Source organism: Pseudomonas sp. 39004 (assembly GCF_028682155.1).
GTDB classification, from domain to species: domain Bacteria; phylum Pseudomonadota; class Gammaproteobacteria; order Pseudomonadales; family Pseudomonadaceae; genus Aquipseudomonas; species Aquipseudomonas capeferrum.
This window is the reverse complement of record NZ_JANIAG010000057.1, coordinates 1-18,457: the sequence shown is the minus strand read 5'-3', so window position 1 is coordinate 18,457 and position 18,457 is coordinate 1. Positions and strand designations below refer to the sequence as shown.

General features: G+C 63.3%; 13 protein-coding genes. 6 read left to right on the top strand and 7 right to left on the bottom strand.

Annotation, left to right across the window (positions count from 1 at the left end; genetic code table 11):
- Positions 1 to 9 precede the first annotated feature (9 nt).
- Positions 10 to 1,707, top strand: a complete 1,698-nt coding sequence (gene fadD1, locus NP534_RS12395; RefSeq protein WP_274098880.1) for a long-chain-fatty-acid--CoA ligase FadD1 — start codon at positions 10 to 12, stop codon at positions 1,705 to 1,707.
- Between the two features lie 64 nt (positions 1,708 to 1,771).
- Here the strand turns inward: fadD1 and NP534_RS12390 are convergent, their stop codons facing one another.
- Together NP534_RS12390 and NP534_RS12385 are read right to left on the bottom strand one after the other, a co-directional pair.
- Complete coding sequence (locus NP534_RS12390) at positions 1,772 to 3,079, bottom strand: NAD(P)/FAD-dependent oxidoreductase (RefSeq protein WP_274098879.1); 1,308 nt, start codon at positions 3,077 to 3,079, stop codon at positions 1,772 to 1,774.
- Positions 3,080 to 3,104: 25 nt separating this feature from the next.
- Positions 3,105 to 4,469, bottom strand: coding sequence for a glutamine synthetase family protein (locus tag NP534_RS12385; protein WP_274098888.1), 1,365 nt, complete (start codon positions 4,467 to 4,469; stop codon positions 3,105 to 3,107).
- 445 nt (positions 4,470 to 4,914) lie between these two features.
- Between NP534_RS12385 and hrpA the strand changes: the two genes are divergently transcribed.
- Positions 4,915 to 8,820, top strand: coding sequence for an ATP-dependent RNA helicase HrpA (hrpA, locus tag NP534_RS12380; RefSeq protein WP_274098878.1), 3,906 nt, complete (start codon positions 4,915 to 4,917; stop codon positions 8,818 to 8,820).
- Positions 8,821 to 8,997: 177 nt separating this feature from the next.
- Entirely contained in the window at positions 8,998 to 10,119 is a 1,122-nt protein-coding gene (locus NP534_RS12375; RefSeq protein WP_274098877.1) for a beta-ketoacyl-ACP synthase III, read from the top strand.
- A gap of 139 nt (positions 10,120 to 10,258) precedes the next feature.
- On the opposite strand, the gene NP534_RS12370 is transcribed toward NP534_RS12375, so the two are convergent.
- A complete protein-coding gene (locus tag NP534_RS12370) occupies positions 10,259 to 11,503 on the bottom strand; it encodes a putative porin (protein ID WP_274098876.1) in 1,245 nt (414 codons plus the stop codon).
- A gap of 263 nt (positions 11,504 to 11,766) precedes the next feature.
- Here NP534_RS12370 and NP534_RS12365 point away from each other — a divergent pair, with 263 nt between their 5' ends.
- A complete protein-coding gene (locus tag NP534_RS12365; protein ID WP_274098875.1) occupies positions 11,767 to 12,894 on the top strand; it encodes a GNAT family N-acetyltransferase in 1,128 nt (375 codons plus the stop codon).
- 27 nt (positions 12,895 to 12,921) lie between these two features.
- Here NP534_RS12365 and NP534_RS12360 read toward each other — a convergent pair whose 3' ends face one another.
- From NP534_RS12360 to NP534_RS12345, 4 genes are all read right to left on the bottom strand, one after another.
- On the bottom strand, positions 12,922 to 14,754 hold the full coding sequence (locus NP534_RS12360; protein WP_033699671.1) for an ABC transporter ATP-binding protein: 1,833 nt from the start codon (positions 14,752 to 14,754) through the stop codon (positions 12,922 to 12,924).
- A gap of 62 nt (positions 14,755 to 14,816) precedes the next feature.
- Positions 14,817 to 15,374 carry a peptidylprolyl isomerase gene (locus tag NP534_RS12355; RefSeq protein WP_274098874.1) on the bottom strand — a complete coding sequence of 186 codons (558 nt, stop codon included), beginning with the start codon at positions 15,372 to 15,374 and terminating at the stop codon, positions 14,817 to 14,819.
- The gene (locus tag NP534_RS12350; protein ID WP_047583808.1) at positions 15,368 to 16,180 is read right to left on the bottom strand and encodes an alpha/beta fold hydrolase; all 813 of its coding nucleotides are present in this window, start codon (positions 16,178 to 16,180) and stop codon (positions 15,368 to 15,370) included. The genes NP534_RS12355 and NP534_RS12350 overlap by 7 nt, the downstream gene beginning before the upstream one ends.
- Positions 16,181 to 16,193: 13 nt before the next feature.
- Positions 16,194 to 17,117 (bottom strand): LysR family transcriptional regulator, encoded by a 924-nt coding sequence (locus NP534_RS12345; protein ID WP_033699665.1) that lies wholly within the window; start codon positions 17,115 to 17,117, stop codon positions 16,194 to 16,196.
- Between the two features lie 48 nt (positions 17,118 to 17,165).
- Between NP534_RS12345 and NP534_RS12340 the strand changes: the two genes are divergently transcribed.
- A complete protein-coding gene (locus NP534_RS12340) occupies positions 17,166 to 17,480 on the top strand; it encodes a hypothetical protein (RefSeq protein ID WP_033699663.1) in 315 nt (104 codons plus the stop codon).
- A gap of 109 nt (positions 17,481 to 17,589) precedes the next feature.
- A complete protein-coding gene (locus NP534_RS12335; protein WP_033699661.1) occupies positions 17,590 to 18,189 on the top strand; it encodes an FMN-dependent NADH-azoreductase in 600 nt (199 codons plus the stop codon).
- The last annotated feature ends 268 nt before the right edge of the window (positions 18,190 to 18,457 follow it).

Genomic DNA, 18,457 nt, shown 5'->3' with positions numbered 1-18,457 from the left:
TGGGCTTCCATGATCGAACATTTTTGGAAGGATAAATACCCAGCCGGGATTACGGCGGAAATCAATCCTGACGAATTCCCCAATATCCAGGCGGTACTCAAGCAATCCTGCCAACGCTTTGCCGACAAACCGGCCTTTAGCAACCTGGGCAAGACTATCACCTATGGCGAACTGTATGCGCTGTCGGGGGCATTTGCCGCCTGGCTGCAGCAGCACACCGACCTGAAACCGGGTGATCGCATTGCCGTGCAACTGCCCAATGTCCTGCAGTACCCGGTAGCGGTATTCGGCGCCATGCGTGCAGGGCTGATCGTGGTCAACACCAACCCGCTGTACACCGCGCGGGAGCTGGAGCACCAGTTCAACGACTCCGGCGCCAAGGCGCTGGTGTGCCTGGCCAACATGGCCCACCTGGCTGAAAAGGTGCTGCCCAAGACCCAGGTCAAGCATGTCATCGTCACCGAAGTGGCCGACCTGCTGCCGCCACTCAAGCGCCTGCTGATCAACAGTGTCATCAAGTACGTGAAGAAGATGGTGCCGGCCTACAATCTGCCGCGTGCCGTGCGCTTCAACGACGCCCTGGCACTGGGCAAGGGCCAGCCGGTCACCGAAGCCAACCCGCAAGCCAGCGACGTTGCGGTGCTGCAATACACTGGCGGTACCACGGGTGTGGCCAAGGGCGCGATGCTGAGCCACCGCAACCTGGTGGCCAACATGCTGCAATGCCGGGCGCTGATGGGCTCGAACCTGCATGAAGGTTGCGAGATCCTGATCACGCCGCTGCCGCTTTACCACATCTACGCCTTCACCTTCCATTGCATGGCGATGATGCTGATCGGCAACCACAACGTGCTCATCAGCAACCCGCGTGATTTGCCGGCGATGGTCAAAGAGCTGGGCAAGTGGAAATTCAGCGGCTTCGTCGGCCTCAACACCTTGTTCGTCGCCCTGTGCAACAACGAGGGGTTCCGCACCCTGGACTTCTCGGCGCTGAAAATCACCTTGTCTGGCGGCATGGCGCTGCAACTGAGCGTGGCCGAGCGCTGGAAGGCCGTGACCGGTTGCGCCATCTGCGAAGGTTACGGCATGACCGAAACCAGCCCGGTGGCTGCGGTCAACCCGTCCGAGGCCAACCAGGTCGGCACCATCGGTATCCCGGTGCCCTCGACGCTGTGCAAGGTCATCGACGACAGTGGCAATGAACTGCCGCTGGGCGAGGTGGGTGAACTGTGCATCAAGGGCCCGCAAGTGATGAAGGGCTACTGGCAGCGCGAGGACGCCACCGCCGAGATCCTCGACAGCCAAGGCTGGCTCAAGACCGGTGACATCGCGCTGATTCAGCCGGACGGTTACATGCGCATCGTCGACCGCAAGAAGGACATGATCCTGGTCTCGGGTTTCAACGTGTACCCCAACGAGCTGGAAGACGTGCTCGCCGGCTTGCCCGGTGTGCTGCAGTGCGCGGCCATTGGGGTGCCGGACGAGAAGTCGGGTGAAGTGATCAAGATGTTCATCGTGGTCAAGCCGGGCATGACCGTGACCAAGGAGCAGGTGATGGAGCACATGCGTGCCAACGTCACCGGTTACAAAGTGCCGCGCTACATCGAGTTCCGCGATACGTTGCCGACCACCAACGTGGGCAAGATCCTGCGCCGTGAATTGCGTGACGAAGAGCTGAAGAAGCAGGGCCTCAAAAAGATCGCCTAATCCTTTATTCAGGGCTGGCTTTGCCGGCCCCTTCGCGGGCATACCTGCGAAGGGACCGGTATAATCAGCGCAGTTTCTCAAGCATCTGGTAGTACCACATCCCCGCCGCCAGCAGCGGATTCCCCAGCAGTTCCCCCATTGGCACCCGCACATGCTTGCACTGGGCAAAGGTGTCGAACTTCTCCAGAGTCCCGGTCAACGCTTCGGCCATGATCTCGCCCATGATGTGGCTGGTGGCAATGCCATGCCCGGAATAGCCCTGGCAGTACCAGACATTGTCCGAGAGCTTGCCCAGTTGCGGGATGCGATTGACCACGATACCCATGGCGCAGCTCCACTGGAACTCGATCGGTACCCCTTTGAGCGCCGGGAAGGTGCGCTCGATGCACGGGCGCAGCTCTGCTTCGATATCGCGTGAGTCGCGCCCGGAATAGTTGGCGCCGCCGCCAAACAGCAAGCGCTTGTCGGCGGTCAGGCGGTAATAGTCGAGGACAAAACGGCAGTCGTATACCGCCAGGTCCTGCGGGTTGATCTGCTCGGCCAGCTCGCCCAGCGGTGCGGTGGTGACGATGCCGCCCATGGCCGGGAAGATCTTGCCCTTGAGCTTGCGCTGTTCCAGCTTGTGATAGACATCGCCCGCCAGCATCACCTGGCGGGCTTCGATCCGCCCCTGGGCCGTCACTACTGCCGGGCGCGGGCCGTGGACGATGTCCAGCACCTCTGAGTTTTCAAAGATCAATGTCCCCAGGCTATGGGCGGCACGCGCCTCGCCCAGGCACAGGTTGAGCGGGTGCAGGTGCAGGTTGCGTCGGTTCTTCAATGCACCCAGGTACAGCGGGCTTTGCAGGTGCTGGGCCATGGCGTTGCGGTCGAGCATCTGCACCTGGTCGCCCATGCCGCGACGCTGGGCTTGGGCCTCGAACCCGCGCAGCTCGTTCAGGTGCGACGGTTTCATCGCCGCATGCAGGTGGCCGCGCTTGAGGTCACAGTCGATACCGTAGCGGGCCACCCGTTGCTCGATGACCTGGTGCCCGCGCCAGCGCAGGTGCCAGATGAAATCATCCACCTCGCCGCCCAGGCGGTTGCGCATCTGTGTACGCATGGCTTCGTCGCCCGACAAGCTGCCGGTCACCTGCCCGCCATTGCGCCCGCTGGCACCCCAGCCGATGCGGTTGGTTTCGACGATAGCCACTTTAAGGCCGCGCTCGGCCAACTCCACGGCAGTGGCCACGCCGGTGAACCCACCGCCGATGATCGCCACGTCTACCTGCTCGGTGCCCTTGAGGGTCGGGTACTGCGTATGGTCATTCAGGGTGGCGTTGTAATAGGACGGCGCACGTTGGGCCGGCCCCTGGTTCAGTGCTGCGTTCATGGGTGTTCCTTGTTATGAATGGGGCTCAGGCCTGGTGCAGGTACCAGCGCCAGTCCTGCTCGCTGACTTCGGCCATGAACTGGCGGTACTCGGCGCGCTTGACCTTCAGGTACACGCCGAGGAAGTCCGCGCCCAGTGCTTCGCGCGCCCAGTCCGAATGCTGCAGTGCATCCAGGGCGGTCAGCCAGTCGGTGGGCAGGTGCTCGGTGGCCTGGGCGTAGCCGTTGCCTTCAACGGGGGCGCCAGGGTCCAGCTGTTCGCGAATACCTCGGTGGCTGGCGGCGAGGATTGCCGCTGCCGCCAGGTACGGGTTGGCATCGGCGCCGCAGATGCGGTGCTCCACGTGCCGGCTGTTGGCCGGGCCGCCCGGTACCCGCAGGCTGACCGTGCGGTTGTCGACCCCCCAGGTCGGCGCAAGTGGCGCGTAGCTGTTGGCCTGGAAGCGGCGGAACGAGTTGGCGTTGGGGCAGAACAACAACAGCGAATCACGCAGGTGGCGCAGCATGCCGGCCACCGCTTGGCGCAGCAGTGGCGTACCGGCCTTGTCTTCGCTGGCGAACAGGTTGTTGCCGGCGCTGTCGGCCAGGCTCAGGTGCATGTGCATGCCGGTGCCGGCCAGTTGCGCGAAGGGTTTGGCCATGAAGCAGGCCTGCATGCCATGGGCATTGGCCACGCCTTTGACCAGGCGCTTGTAGCGTACGGCCTGGTCCATCGCCGCCAGGGCATCGCCGTGCTCAAGGGTGATTTCCACCTGGCCGGGTGCATACTCGGAGATCGCCGTGCGGGCCGGAATGCCCTGGGCCTTGCAGGCGGCGTAGAGGTCAGCGAGAAACGGCTCGATCTGCTCAAGCTCACGCAGGCCATACACCTGGGTGCTGCGTGGGCGGCCGCCGTCGTTGTCCAGGGCAGGCTGCGGTCGGCCCTGGGCATCACGCTTCTGGTCGAGCAGGTAGAACTCAAGCTCGCAGGCCATCACCGGGTGGTAGCCGTCAGCCTTGAGTGCATCGATGGTGCGCAGCAGCACATGGCGCGGGTCGGCAATGCTGGCCGGCAGGCCCTCGCTGGGGTGCATGCTGACCTGCACTGCGGCGGTCGGCACGCGCCGCCACGGCAGGCGTACCAGGCTGCCCTCCAGCGGGTAGGCGCGGCAGTCGATGTCGCCGACATCCCAGACCAGGCCTGAATTTTCGACGTCATCGCCGTTGAGGGTCAGGCCCATGATGGTGCTGGGCAGCGGGCGACCGGTCTGGTACACCGCCAGCAGTTCCTCGCGGTGCAGCAGCTTGCCGCGGGGTACACCGTTGGCGTCGAGGATGAACAGTTCGATCAGCTCGATATCGGGGTTGTCGGCCAGGAACTGGCGGGCGTGTTCGGGGTTTGCAAAGTGCATGTCGGATTCGCTCATGGGCGCACATGACCGCCGCGGGCAACCGTGGGGTCAAACTGAAACGATCGGCCAGCAGCGGGCCGGGTCTGGTCAGTGATGCGGGAGCGAAGTATCCGGTGGGCGCGCATGGCGGCAGTGCCACAAGGCCCAGAACGCGAGGATGATGTGCACCAGCGGATTTTCACCGGCGCGGGTCCGGGCCTTCGGGAGCGAAGGGCGGGACTGCGGGGGCACGGTGAACGGGGCAGGGATCATGCCTTTGATACTCACATGCGGCGTAAGGTTGATTAAAGCAGTGAATGGCAACCTTTACATCGGTGTCGGCTAAACATTTGCGTCGAGGTGCTGGGTGCAGGAGCCAGCAGAGAACGGGCAAATCTGCGACAATCGCGCCTCTTCAAATGCCGATCATGAAAAAGCAGGCCCACCTGCATCACTAAAAAGCCCCATGACAGATCAAGCCATCGACCAGCTCCTGAAAAACCTCGACCACGCCATGATCGCCGACCGCCATCGTCTGCGTCGGCAACTGCATGAGCTGCGCAAGCGCCCCGATGAGGCCAAGCTCGCCCAGTGGGCGGAAAAGGTCCAGGCCTCCTGCGCCCAGGTCACTGCGCGCCAGCAAAGCGTGCCGACCGTGCGTTACGACGACAGCCTGCCCATTGCAGCCAAGCGTGACGAGATCAAAAAGGCGCTGGCCGAGCACCAGGTGCTGGTCATAGCCGGTGAGACCGGCTCGGGCAAGACCACCCAGTTGCCGAAGATCTGCCTTGAGCTGGGGCGTGGCAGCCATGGCCTGATTGCCCACACCCAGCCACGCCGGATTGCTGCGCGCAGCGTCGCCGCCCGTGTCGCCGAAGAACTCGGCACGCCGCTTGGTGGGCTGGTTGGTTACCAGGTGCGTTTCGAGGACCAGAGTGATTCCAACACCCTGGTCAAGCTGATGACCGACGGCATCCTGCTGGCCGAAACCCAGCACGACCGCTTTCTCGAACGCTACGACACGATCATCGTCGACGAAGCCCACGAACGCAGCCTCAACATCGACTTCCTGCTCGGCTACCTCAAGACCCTGTTGCACCGCCGCCCGGAACTGAAGCTGATCATCACCTCGGCGACCATCGACCTCGAGCGTTTCTCCAAGCACTTCGACGGCGCACCGATCATCGAAGTCTCCGGGCGCACCTTCCCGGTAGAAACCTGGTACCGCCCGCTGACCAGCGAGCAGGACGAGGAAGGCAACCAGATCGAAGATGACCTCACCGTCGACCAGGCGATCCTCGCCACCCTGGATGAACTGGCGCAACACGAGCGCAGCCAGGGCAAGGGGCCGGGTGATGTCTTGATCTTCTTGCCGGGGGAGCGGGAAATCCGCGACGCGGCCGAGATCCTGCGCAAGGCGCAACTGCGCCATACCGAGATTCTGCCGCTGTATGCGCGCCTGTCACCTGCCGAGCAGCAGCGCATTTTCCAGTCGCATACCGGGCGCCGGGTGATCCTGGCCACCAACGTCGCCGAGACCTCGCTGACGGTGCCGGGCATTCGCTACGTGATCGACACCGGCACCGCCCGCATCAGCCGCTACAGCTACCGGGCCAAGGTCCAACGCCTGCCGATCGAGGCGGTATCCCAGGCCAGTGCCAACCAGCGTAAAGGCCGTTGCGGCCGGGTCGAGCCTGGCATCTGCGTGCGCCTGTACAGCGAAGAGGATTTCAACGGCCGGCCGGCGTTCACCGACCCGGAGATTCTGCGCACCAACCTGGCGGCGGTGATCCTGCAGATGCTGCACCTGCGCCTGGGTGCGATCGATGCGTTCCCGTTCATCGAGCCGCCGGATGGCAAGGCCATCAGCGATGGTTTCAACCTGTTGCAGGAGCTCTCGGCGGTCAACCGCGAAAACCAGTTGACCCCGCTCGGGCGGCAACTGGCGCGCTTGCCCATCGACCCACGGTTAGGCCGCATGCTGCTTGAAGGCGCCCGTCAGGGCAGCCTGCAGGAAGTGTTGATCGTCACCAGTGCACTGTCGGTGCAAGACCCGCGCGAGCGGCCGCCGGAGCGCCAGCAGGCGGCCGACCAGGCGCATGCCCAGTGGAAGGACGTCGACTCCGACTTCGCCGCGCTGGTCAATGTGTGGCGGGGTTTCGAGGAACAGCGCCAGGCATTGACCGCCAGCCCGCTGCGCAACTGGTGCCGCAAAAATTTCCTCAATTACCTGCGCCTGCGCGAATGGCGTGACGCCCACCGCCAGTTGGCGCTGATCTGCCGTGACCTGCAATTGACGGTAAACAAGGAACCGTCCGATTACCAACGGATGCACAAGGCAATCCTCAGCGGCCTGCTCAGCCAGATCGGCCAGAAGACCGAGGAGGGCGATTACCAAGGTGCCCGCCAACGGCGCTTCTGGGTCCACCCGTCCTCGGGGTTGGGCCGCAAGCGTCCGCAGTGGGTGATGGCCGCCGAGCTGGTGGAAACCACCAAGCTATATGCGCGCATGGTCGCCCGCATCGAGCCCGACTGGATCGAGCCGCTGGCGGCCCACCTGGTCAAGAAGAACCACTTCGAGCCGCATTGGGAGAAGAAGCGCGGGCAGGTGGTGGCGTACGAGCAGATCACCTTGTACGGGCTGATTCTGGTTGGCCGCCGCCCGGTTCACTTCGGCCCGATCGACCCGGTGACATCGCGGGAGCTGTTCATTCGCGAGGGGCTGGTGGGCGGCGAAATCCAGTCGCGGGCCAAGTGCCTGTCGGCCAACAAGCGCCTGCTCGAACAGCTCGACGAACTGGAGGCCAAGGCCCGCCGGCGCGATATTCTGGCCGACGAAGAGACCCTCTACGCCTTCTACGAAGCGCGCCTGCCCGAGGACATCCACCAGACCGCGACCTTCGATGCCTGGTACCGCATGACCAGCCAGAAGGACGCCAACCTGCTGATCATGCGCGAGGAAGACGTGCTGGCCCGTGAGGCCAGCGAAGTCACCGCAGCGCAGTACCCGGACAGCCTGCAGGTGGGGGACTTGCGCCTGTCGTTGAGCTACCACTTCGAACCGGGCCACCCGCGCGACGGCGTGACGGTGCGGGTACCGGCCCCGCTGTTGCCGAGCCTGCCGGGCGAGCGCCTGGAGTGGCTGGTGCCGGGCCTGCTCGAAGCAAAGTGCGTGGCGCTGGTGCGCAACCTGCCCAAGGCGCTGCGCAAGAATTTCGTGCCGGTGCCGGACTTCGTCAAAGCTTCGCTGGCCCGCATGACGTTCGGCCAGGGCGCGCTGCCCCAGGCGTTGGGCCAGGAGCTGCTGCGCATGACCGGTGCACGTGTTTCCGACGAGGCCTGGGCAGAATCTGTCAGCCTGGTCGAAGGCCACCTGCGGATGAACATCGAAGTGGTCGATGCCCAGGGCAAGTTCCTCGGCGAAGGCCGCGACCTGGCCGAGTTGACCGCGCGCTTCGCCGCTGCCAGCCAGGCCGCGCTGGCTGTGCCACGCAGCGAAAACGCCGAGCGGCCGGTGCAGGCCAAGGCGTTCAGCGAAGTGGCGCAGACCACCCAACAGAAGATCGCCGGCCTGTCGATGACCGTGTACCCGGCGCTGGTGGAGGAAAACGGCACTGTTCGCGAAGGGCGTTTCTCGACCCAGGCCGAAGCCGAGTTCCAGCACCGCCGCGCCTTGCAGCGCCTGTTGTTGCAGCAGTTGGCAGAGCCTGCCAAGTTTTTGCGCGGCAAGCTGCCCGGGCTCACCGAACTGGGCTTGCTGTACCGCGAGCTGGGCCGTGTCGAGGCGCTGGTCGAAGACATTCTTCTGGCCAGCCTGGACAGCTGCATCCTTGAAGGCGAACAGCCGCTGCCCCGTGACGGCGCGGCCTTGGCCGGGCTGGCTGAGCGCAAGCGTGGCAGCTGGGCCGAGCATGCCGAGCGCCTGGCGCGTCTGACCCTGGAGGTGCTCAAGCTGTGGCATGGCCTGCAGAAGCGCTTCAAGGGCAAGATCGACCTGAGCCAGGCGGTGGCGCTGAACGACATCAAGCAACAATTGGCCAACCTGGTGTACCCGGGCTTCGTGCGCGAAACCCCGGGTGCCTGGTTCAAGGAGCTGCCGCGTTACCTCAAGGCCGTGGAGCTGCGCCTGGAGAAGCTGGGCTCGCAGGTGCAAAAGGATCGCGTCTGGAGCGGCGAGCTGGCCAACCTCTGGGCCCAGTACAAGACCCGCGCCGACAAGCACGCCCAGGAGGGCAAGCGCGATGAGCAACTGACGTTGTACCGCTGGTTGCTGGAAGAATACCGGGTGTCGTTGTTCGCGCAGCAGCTGGGGACGAAAGTGCCGATTTCTGACAAGCGATTGAGCAAACAGTGGAGCCAGGTGGAAGGCTAACTGCCTTGATTTGTGGCACACTTCAAGGCGTTTGGGGGCCGCATTGCGGCCCTTCGCGGGTAAACCCGCGCCCACAAGGGCGCGGCCCTCGCCTTTGAATTGGCACTAAAGTGCCATTATTCAGTCATGTTTCCAGCCAGCGCCCCGTGGCGATGGCCTTTGACCAGAGGAACGACCGTGCATAACGTCGTGATCAGCGGCACCGGCCTGTATACCCCGGCCCAGAGCATTTCCAACGAAGAACTGGTGGAGTCCTTCAATACCTGGTCGCAGCAGTTCAACCGCGACAACGCCGCCGCCATCGAGCGCGGTGAGATCGAGGCAGCGCCGCTGTCCGACGCTGCTTTCATCGAAAAGGCCTCGGGCATCAAGAGCCGCTTCGTGCTGGACAAGGCCGGCATTCTCGACCCGCAACGCATGAAACCGCGCCTGCCAGAACGCTCCAATGACGAGCCGTCGGTTCTGTGCGAAATGGCCGTGGCTGCAGCGCGTCAGGCACTGGAACGTGCAGGCCGCACCGCTGCCGATGTCGATGGCGTGATCGTCGCCTGCTCCAACCTGCAGCGCCCGTATCCAGCCATTGCCATCGAAGTGCAAAAGGAACTGGGGATCGAGGGCTTCGCCTTCGACATGAACGTGGCCTGCTCGTCAGCCACCTTCGGCATCCAGACCGCCGCCAACAGTGTGCAACTGGGCCAGGCGCGTTCGGTGCTGATGGTCAACCCCGAGGTCTGCACCGGGCACCTGAACTTCCGTGACCGCGACAGCCACTTCATCTTCGGCGATGCCGCCACTGCGGTGCTGATCGAGCGGGCCGACCAGGCCACGTCCAAGCACCAGTTCGAGATTGTCAGCAGCAAGTTGTGGACGGGGTTCTCCAACAACATCCGCAACAACTTCGGCTTCCTCAACCGCGCGGCGGAGGAGGGTGAAGGGGCGGCAGACAAACTGTTCATCCAGGAAGGGCGCAAGGTGTTCCGTGAAGTGTGCCCGAAGGTCGCCGAGCTGATCGGTGAGCACTTGGAGGCGAATGACCTGCAGCCGAGCGACGTCAAACGCTTCTGGCTGCACCAGGCCAACCTGAGCATGAACCACCTGATCGTCAAGAAGCTGCTGGGGCGTGAAGCCACCGAGGAAGAGGCACCGGTGATTCTGGACCGTTATGCCAACACCAGTTCGGCAGGGTCGGTGATTGCCTTCCACCTGTACCAGGATGACCTGGCCGAGGGGGCGGTGGGCGTGCTGAGCTCGTTTGGTGCAGGGTATTCGGTGGGGAGTGTGATTCTGCGCAAGCGCTAGGTTTTTGTAAGGACCTGTACCGGCCCCTTCGCGGTTTTACCCGCGAAGGGGCCGGCGCATTTCTGGCAGATGAAAAAAGGCAGGAAATGCCGGATGGGGTCGGCATTTCCCGCCTTGAGTGAAACAGAGAAGCAGTTGCTTAGAACTTGGCTTCCAGGTCGACCTGCAGCGTATCGACATCCGCATTGCTGTTCGGCAACTGCGACAGATCGGTCTTGGCCATCAGGTAAGCCGCACCCAGCGAGAAGTTCTTGTCGATTTCGTAACCGACCTTGAACTTGTGCCCGCGCGAACCGGTGAAGCCGTTGCCGAAGTCGGAGTCGGTAAACAGGCTGACCACGGCGTTGCGCTGAACATCGCGGTAGTTGTAGTCCAGGCTCCAGGCGCCAACCTTGGTCTTCAGGCCGGCCAACCACGCCTGGTCTTCACCGTCGGTGCTTTCGGTGTTTTTCACGTACTGGCCGTAGGCCGACAGCGGGATGGCGAAGCCGGTGAAGTCCAGCTGGCCGAAGCCTTCCACCAGGTTGAACTCGTTGGTGGTGTTGCCGAACGACTGCAGAATGGCCGCTTCCTTGTCGTTGTCGTAGCCGTAGATGCTCGCACCCACGGTGACCTTCAGCACGTCGGCGGGGGCGAACTTGGCACCCAGCTGGCCGTGGTAGACCTGCGCGTCATGCTTGTACTGCACACCGTCGCCGTCGACGTTGTCCTTGAGGGTGTACTGGCCCGCACTGGCGAACACTTCGGCGCCGCCCAGGTCGGCCTTGTAGGTCGCTGCGACGCCTTCGGGGTTGATGTCGCTGTCCCAGATGATGTCGCCCATGCTCACCCACGGCTGGGGCATCTTGCCGCCGATCAGGTGCAGGTTCGGCACCGCCGTCGGGTGCCAGTCGAGGTAGGCCAAGTCGACCCACAGCGACTTCTTGTCGAAGTAGTTGTCAAGGCTCTGGTTGGTGGAGCGGCGGTCGGCGCTGCTGCCGGTGGCGATGCGTACGCCGGCATCGACTTGCGGGTTGATCTCGCTGTAGAAGCCGACACGGGCACGGACGCGCTGACGGTCCTGGTTGCCGCTGCTGCTGTTCGGCTCGTCGACGTTGACGTCTTCATAGCGCAGGCGCACATCACCCTTGATCTGGGTCTTGGCGGCCCATGCCACTTTCTGTTCAAAGGAACTCATACGTTCGGACTGAGCTTTCTGGTCTGCCTTTTCCTTGGTCTCTTTTGCCAGATCGCCTTGCAGTTCGGTGTACTGCGCCTGGTTGATCGAGCCATTGGCGCGGAGCATTTCGAGCAACTTGGCGTCGACAGCAGCACTGGCCGGAGTACTCAGAGCCAGCATCATGCCGGTGAGGCTCACTCCGGTAAGTGTGGAAACAAGACGCATAAGGTTCTCCCTACTGAAAAAAAATGGGGGAGGCTCAGCGCCCGCCCCTGTGTTGGCATGTCTTCTGAAAGGGCCTGAATAGACAGGTTCTGGGGTTCCGGAAAACAGGCGCAAGTATTGCGGGGGGGGATTACAGATTAATGTCGGATTAGTGGCACTGTTATTAAGTAATCGGTAATAAACGGGTTGGCCGGGCGATCGTCATTTGAGTGATGGGCCCTTCTTCCGGGATACTGAGTGCCTCAAGAAAGCGAGTCGAAACCGTGACCAGCCTGTACAGCCTTGCTCATCTGCGTGATCTTCCGGCGGCCACCTGGGATGCCCTGGTGCCCGCTGGCCAGCCGTTTCTGCGCCACGCCTTCCTCACTGCCCTGGAGGACAGCGCCAGCGTTGCACCGTCGACCGGCTGGGCGGCCGAGCACCTGGTGCTGGAACGGGAAGGGCAGGTGCGCGCCGTCATGCCGGCCTACCGCAAGTGGCATTCGTTTGGCGAGTACGTGTTCGACCACGGCTGGGCCGATGCCTGTGAGCGGGCAGGCATCGCCTACTACCCCAAGTTGCTCGGCGCGGTGCCGTTCAGCCCGGTCAGCGGCCCGCGCCTGCTGGCTGCCGACCCCGCCGACGGCCTGCTGGTGTTGCAAGCGCTACCCGAATACCTGGGCAAGGGCGGGCTTTCTGGCGCGCACATCAACTTCACCGACCCGGCCCTGGACCAACAGATGGCCAGCTTGCCAGGCTGGATGGAGCGCCTTGGTTGCCAGTTTCACTGGCGTAACCGCGGCTATCGAGACTTCCAGGATTTCCTCGACACGCTCAGCTCGCGCAAGCGCAAGCAGATGCGCAAGGAGCGCGAACAGGTGGCCGGGCAGGGCATCGACTTCCAGTGGTACCGGGGGGAGCAACTGACGCAGGCGCAGTGGGATTTTGTCTACCTGTGCTACGCCAACACGTATGCGGTACGCAGGCGCGCCCCGTACCTGACCCGTGAATTCTTCAGCCTGCTGGCCGAGCGCATGCCCGAGGCACTGCGGGTGGTGATGGCGAGGCAAGGTGGGCGTGATGTGGCCATGGCCCTGAGCCTGGTGGGCGACGACAGCCTGTATGGCCGTTACTGGGGGTGCCTGGATGAATTCGACCGGCTGCACTTCGAGACCTGCTTCTACCAGGGCATGGACTTTGCCATTGCTGAAGGCTTGCAGCGCTTCGACGCGGGGGCCCAGGGCGAGCACAAGCTGATCCGCGGGTTCGAGCCGGTGCTGACGCGGTCGTGGCATTACCTGTTGCACCCGGGGTTGCGGCGGGCGGTCGAGGGGTTCTTGTTGCAGGAGCGCGAAGGGGTGCAGGGGTATGCCGAGGAGGCGCGGGGGATGTTGCCCTACCGCAGGGATTGAAACCTGCCTCGGCTGCACCTGCCGGGCTCAATCCACCCCGACAAACCCCCCGGTCTGGTGATGCCACAACCGCGCATACAACCCTTGTTGCGCCAGCAGTTCACTGTGGCTGCCGCTTTCGACGATATGCCCCTTGTCCAGCACCACCAGGCGGTCCATCCGGGCAATGGTTGAAAGCCGGTGCGCGATGGCGATTACCGTCTTGCCTTGCATCAGGGTCTCCAGGCTTTCCTGGATCGCCGCCTCGACCTCCGAGTCCAGCGCCGAGGTGGCCTCGTCCATGATCAGGATCGGTGCATTCTTCAGCAGTACCCGGGCAATGGCGATACGTTGGCGCTGGCCGCCAGACAGCTTGACCCCACGCTCGCCCACATGGGCATCGAAGCCGGTACGCCCCTGGGCGTCCGACAGCTGCGGTATGAACTCGTCGGCGCGGGCGCGGCGCACCGCTTCGTGCAGTGCCGCTTCGCTGGCCTCGGGGCGGCCGTACAGCAAGTTGTCACGGATCGAGCGGTGCAACAGTGAGGTGTCCTGGGTGATCATGCCGATCTGTGCGCGCAGGCTGGCCTGGCTCACTTCGGCGATGTCCTGGCCATCGATCAGGATGCGCCCGCCCTGCACGTCGTACAGGCGTAGCAGCAGGTTGACCAGGGTCGATTTGCCCGCGCCTGACGGGCCGATCAGGCCAATCTTCTCGCCCGGGCGAATGTCCAGGTTGAGCCCCTCGATCACGTTGCTGGCCTTGCCGTAGTGGAAGTCCACGTCGTCGAAGTGCACCGCGCCACGGCTTACCTTCAGCGCAGGCGCATTGGGCTTGTCGGTGACGGTGACCGGCTGGGCGATGGTCTGCAGGCCGTCCTGGACCATGCCGATGTTCTCGAAGATGCCGTTGACCACCCACATGATCCAGCCCGACATGTTGACGATGCGGATCACCAGGCCGGTGGTCAGGGCGATTGCGCCCACGGTGATCAGCGACTGGCTCCACAGCCACAGCGCCAGGCCCGTGGTGCCGACCACCAGCAAGCCGTTGAGGGTGGTGATGACCACGTCCATGCTGGTGATGACGCGGGAGGCCAGCTGGGTTTTCTCGGTCTGTTCGCGGATCGCCTCGCGGGCGTACTGCTGCTCGTAGTCGGTGTGGGCGAACAGCTTCAGGGTGGCGATGTTGGTGTAGCCGTCGACGATGCGCCCCATCAGCTTGGAGCGTGCGTCGGACGAAATCACCGAGCGCGCCTTGACCCGGGGCACGAAGTAGAACAGCGCGCCGATGTAGCAGGCGATCCACGCCAGCAGCGGCAGCATCAGGCGCCAGTCGGCCTCGGCGAACAGCACCAGTGCACTGACGGCGTAGATCAGGACGTGCCACAGCGCATCCACCGCCTGTACCGCCGAATCACGCAGCGAGTTGCCGGTCTGCATGATGCGCTGGGCAATGCGCCCGGCAAAATCGCTCTGGAAGAAATTCAGGCTCTGTTTGAGCACATAGGTGTGGTTTTGCCAGCGGATCATGCTGGTCATGCCTGGGTTGATGGTCTGGTGCACCAGCAGGTCGTGCAGGCCGAAGAACAGCGGGCGCAAGAGCAGCACCACCACCAGCATCCAGATCAGCTCACCGCTGTGCTCGCTGAAAAAGTTGGCATTGGGCGTGCCCTGGGCCAGGTCGATGATGCGGCTCAGGTAGCTGAACATCGCCACTTCGATCAGCGAGGCAATCAGCCCTACCACCAGCAGGGCGACAAAGCTGGGCCAGACCTGGCGCAGGTAATACAGGTAGAACGGCCACACCGTGCTCGGCGGTGCTTCGCTCGGTGCCTCGCGGAAAATATCGATCAGTCTTTCAAAACGGCGGTACAGCATGGGTGACAACACTCCTGTTCGTCCGACCCTCAGGCGGTTTCACATCCCTGTGAAGCCTGCGGTCAGTCGATGCGTTTGGCGGACTTGATGTAGACCGGGTCGGCCGGCACATCGCGCATGCCGTTTTTGACAGTGGTCGGTGAGTTGACGATCTGGTCGACCACTTCCATGCCTTTGGTCACCTTGCCGAACACCGCATAGCCGCGGTCACGGCCCGGGTTGAGGAAGTCGTTGTCGGCCACGTTGATGAAGAACTGGCTGGTGGCCGAGTTCGGGTCCGAAGTGCGGGCCATGGACAGGGTGCCGCGGGTGTTCAGCAGGCCGTTGCTGGCCTCGTTACGGATTGGGTCCTGGGTGTTTTTCTGCGCCATCCGATCGGTAAAACCGCCGCCCTGAACCATGAAGCCCGGGATCACGCGGTGGAAGATGGTGTTGTTGTAGAAACCGCTGTCGACGTACTGGAGGAAGTTCTTGGTACTGATCGGCGCCTTCTCGGCATTCAACTCGATTTCGACCTGACCGAAGCTGGTGTCCAGCAATACGTGAGGGGTCTTGTCGGACGCCATGACGCTGGTGGCGAAGGCAACCGAGCAGGCGGTGAGCAGGAGTTTTTTCAGCATGGGCTCAAAGATCCTTGAGAGGTGGAAGCGGCTGCAAGGAACTGCAGCAGGGTCTGGTTGAAGACCTCGGGTTGATCGAGGGGCGTAGCGTGCCGGGAATCGTCGATGACTACCAGCCTGGCCTGGGGCATCAGGGCGACGTAGCGCTCTTTGAGTTGTATCGGCGTGTAATCGTGGTCGGCGGCGATCACCAGCGTGGGACAGCGGATTTGCCCGATGCGTTCCTGCACGCCCCAGTCGACGATGGCGTCGAAGCTCTTGAGGTAGGCGCGCTTGTCATTGCGGGCCCAGCGCTGGGCCATCTTCTGGCGCAGGTCGGCTTGCCCGGGCTTGGGGAACAACCGTTCGGCCAGCCCTTTGCCAACGGTCTCGACACTGAGCAGGCGTGCCAGGCCCCAACGCTTGGCCCACCAGGCCCAGTCACTGCGAGTGCGGCGCTTGACCTCGGGGGCGCTGTTGACAATGCACAGGCTGCGCAGCCACTGCGGGTGGTCGACGGCGAACTGGAAACCGACCATCCCGCCCATCGACAGGCCAACGAAGTGCACCGGGCCGGTCTGCAAGTGTTCGAGCAAGGCCAGCAAGTCTTCGCTGAAGGTGGCGATCTGGTAACCGTCGCGGGGCTTGTCGGAGCGGCCATGGCCGCGGATGTCCATGGCAATCACACGGTAGTGATGGCTCAGCAGGGGTATCTGCAGCTCCCAGTCCTGGCAGCTGGAGCCCAGGCCATGCAGCAGCACCAAGGGTTCGCCCTGGCCATATTCCTCGTAATGCAGCAAGCATCCTTCGTGTTCGAAATAGGCCATGGGCGCGGTCCTCTCAGGCTTGCGGGGGGGCTGCGAAGGGCACGTCCAGGGGCGCGGTGTCGAAATTACGCAGCAGGTCGATGAGAATCTGCGTGGCCGGGCCCAGGGTCTTCTCTTTGCTCGAATAAAGGTAGAACAGTGGGTGGCGGCTGCCACCCTGGTCCAACGGCAGCGCCTTGAGTACCCCCTCGCGCAGCTCGCGTTCGATCATATGCCGGGGCAACCAGGCAAAGCCCAGGCCGCTGCTGACGAAGGTGGTGGCGGTGCCCAGGCTGCCGACGGTCCAGCGCTGCTCGGCACCCAGCCAACCGACATCGAGCGGTTGCGCGCGGCCGGAGTCGCGGATCACCACCTGCAGCTGGCTTTCCAGGTCCTGGAAGGTGATGTCCCGGCCCAGGCGGTGCAGGCTGTGTTCGGGGTGGGCAACGGCGATGAACTCCACCGCGCTCAGTTCGGCGCCCAGGTAGCCGCCGATGCTGTAGCTGCTGATGGCAAGGTCGGCGATGCCTTCACGCAGCACTTCTTCGACGCCCGACAGCACCTCTTCGCGCAGACGCACCCGGCAGCCACGGCTCTGCGGCATGAATGCACTCAAGGCACGCACCAGCCGGGCGCTGGGGTAGGCGGCATCGACCACCACGCGCACTTCGGCTTCCCAGCCTTGCTCCATGTGATGGGCAAGGTCTTCGAGCTGGCTGGCCTGCTTGACCAGGTGGCGCGAACGGCGCAGCAGCACGTTGCCGGCTTCGGTGAGCACGGCCTTGCGCCCGTCGATGCGCAGCAGCGGTACACCGAGCTGCTCTTGCATGCGTGCCACGGTGTAGCTGACCGATGACTGCGAACGGTGCAGTGCCTCGGCGGCCTGGGCAAACCCCCCGTGATCGACCACTGCTTGCAGGGTTCGCCACTGATCAAGGGTTACGCGCGGCGCTTTCATGTTTCGCTCCTGTTGTCCTAAGCTGCGCTCTTCCAAGGAGAGCGCCCCATGAAGAAATGTTGTGCGGCAATACTGATGTGCCTGCCCCTCGGGGCCATGGCTTATCCCATCGATGTGGAGAAGCAACTGGACGGGGTCAAGCTCGACTACACCGCCTACGACACTGCCTACGATATTGGCGCCATCACCCTCAACAACTACGGGCAGGTACCGGCGGCCTGCAAGGTGACGTTCCGCAACGGCCCGGAAGCGCCGCGGGTGCGCCGGGTGAACGTACCGGCAGGTAAAAGCGTCGATGTGACCGCCAAGTTCAATCGCCAGATCATCAAGCTGCGGATCGGCGTGAACTGCGCGGCCGAATAAAACTGATTAATCGATTGATTGAACCCACTTTTTACGCTTTTTTATCGATAGGTCAAGCCTTAATCTCACCTCCATCGAATCGCACCCTATTTGCCGATGGAGGCACCCCATGTCCCGCGTACTGATCATCGAAAGCAGCGCCCGCCAGCAGGATTCCGTTTCCCGTCAGCTGACCCGCGACTTCATCCAGCAATGGCAGGCGGCCCACCCGGCCGACGAGATCAACGTACGTGACCTGGCCGTGAGCCCGGTGCCCCACCTGGATGCCAACCTGCTCGGAGGCTGGATGAAGCCCGAGGCGCAGCGCAGCGCCGCCGAACTGGACGCGCTGGCCCGCTCCAACGAATTGACCGATGAGCTGTTGGCGGCCGACGTGCTGGTGATGGCCGCGCCGATGTACAACTTCACCATCCCCAGCACCCTCAAGGCCTGGCTGGACCATGTACTGCGCGCCGGTATCACCTTCAAGTACACCCCGACCGGCCCGCAAGGCCTGCTGACCGGCAAGCGCGCCATCGTCCTGACTGCCCGCGGCGGTATTCATGCCGGCGCCACCAGCGACCATCAGGAACCGTACCTGCGCCAGGTGATGGCATTCATCGGCATTCACGATGTGAACTTCATCCATGCCGAGGGCCTGAACATGAGCGGCGACTTCTTCGAGAAGGGCCTCAACCAGGCCAAGGCCAAACTGGCTGCGGTGGCCTGAGCGTCAACGAATTCCCAACCCTGACACCTTGTTTGCTCCTTTGGGTGTACCTGCCCGGCCAATGGCCGGGCTTTTTTTGGGGGGGAGGTTGTGGATGCCTGGAGATTGGATTCGGGGCCACCAGGTGCCCGTCTTGGGTTTTGCAGCGCCCATGAGATCGAGCGCCGCCCGCGCGGCGCATCGCGACGCAAGGCCGCTCCTACATTTGTTTCGGGCCAGTGAGACCTGTGGCATTTGCGCGCGACCGCTTTGTTAGTACGACGCGATA

Bases quoted from the DNA above. Each gene is read 5' to 3' on its own strand.
- fadD1 (WP_274098880.1), top strand. From the start codon at position 10: ATGATCGAACATTTTTGGAAGGATAAATACCCAGCCGGGATTACGGCG.
- NP534_RS12390 (WP_274098879.1), bottom strand. From the start codon at position 3,079: ATGAACGCAGCACTGAACCAGGGGCCGGCCCAACGTGCGCCGTCCTAT.
- NP534_RS12385 (WP_274098888.1), bottom strand. From the start codon at position 4,469: ATGCACTTTGCAAACCCCGAACACGCCCGCCAGTTCCTGGCCGACAAC.
- hrpA (WP_274098878.1), top strand. From the start codon at position 4,915: ATGACAGATCAAGCCATCGACCAGCTCCTGAAAAACCTCGACCACGCC.
- NP534_RS12370 (WP_274098876.1), bottom strand. From the start codon at position 11,503: ATGCGTCTTGTTTCCACACTTACCGGAGTGAGCCTCACCGGCATGATG.
- NP534_RS12360 (WP_033699671.1), bottom strand. From the start codon at position 14,754: ATGCTGTACCGCCGTTTTGAAAGACTGATCGATATTTTCCGCGAGGCA.
- NP534_RS12355 (WP_274098874.1), bottom strand. From the start codon at position 15,374: ATGCTGAAAAAACTCCTGCTCACCGCCTGCTCGGTTGCCTTCGCCACC.
- NP534_RS12350 (WP_047583808.1), bottom strand. From the start codon at position 16,180: ATGGCCTATTTCGAACACGAAGGATGCTTGCTGCATTACGAGGAATAT.
- NP534_RS12345 (WP_033699665.1), bottom strand. From the start codon at position 17,117: ATGAAAGCGCCGCGCGTAACCCTTGATCAGTGGCGAACCCTGCAAGCA.
- NP534_RS12340 (WP_033699663.1), top strand. From the start codon at position 17,166: ATGAAGAAATGTTGTGCGGCAATACTGATGTGCCTGCCCCTCGGGGCC.
- NP534_RS12335 (WP_033699661.1), top strand. From the start codon at position 17,590: ATGTCCCGCGTACTGATCATCGAAAGCAGCGCCCGCCAGCAGGATTCC.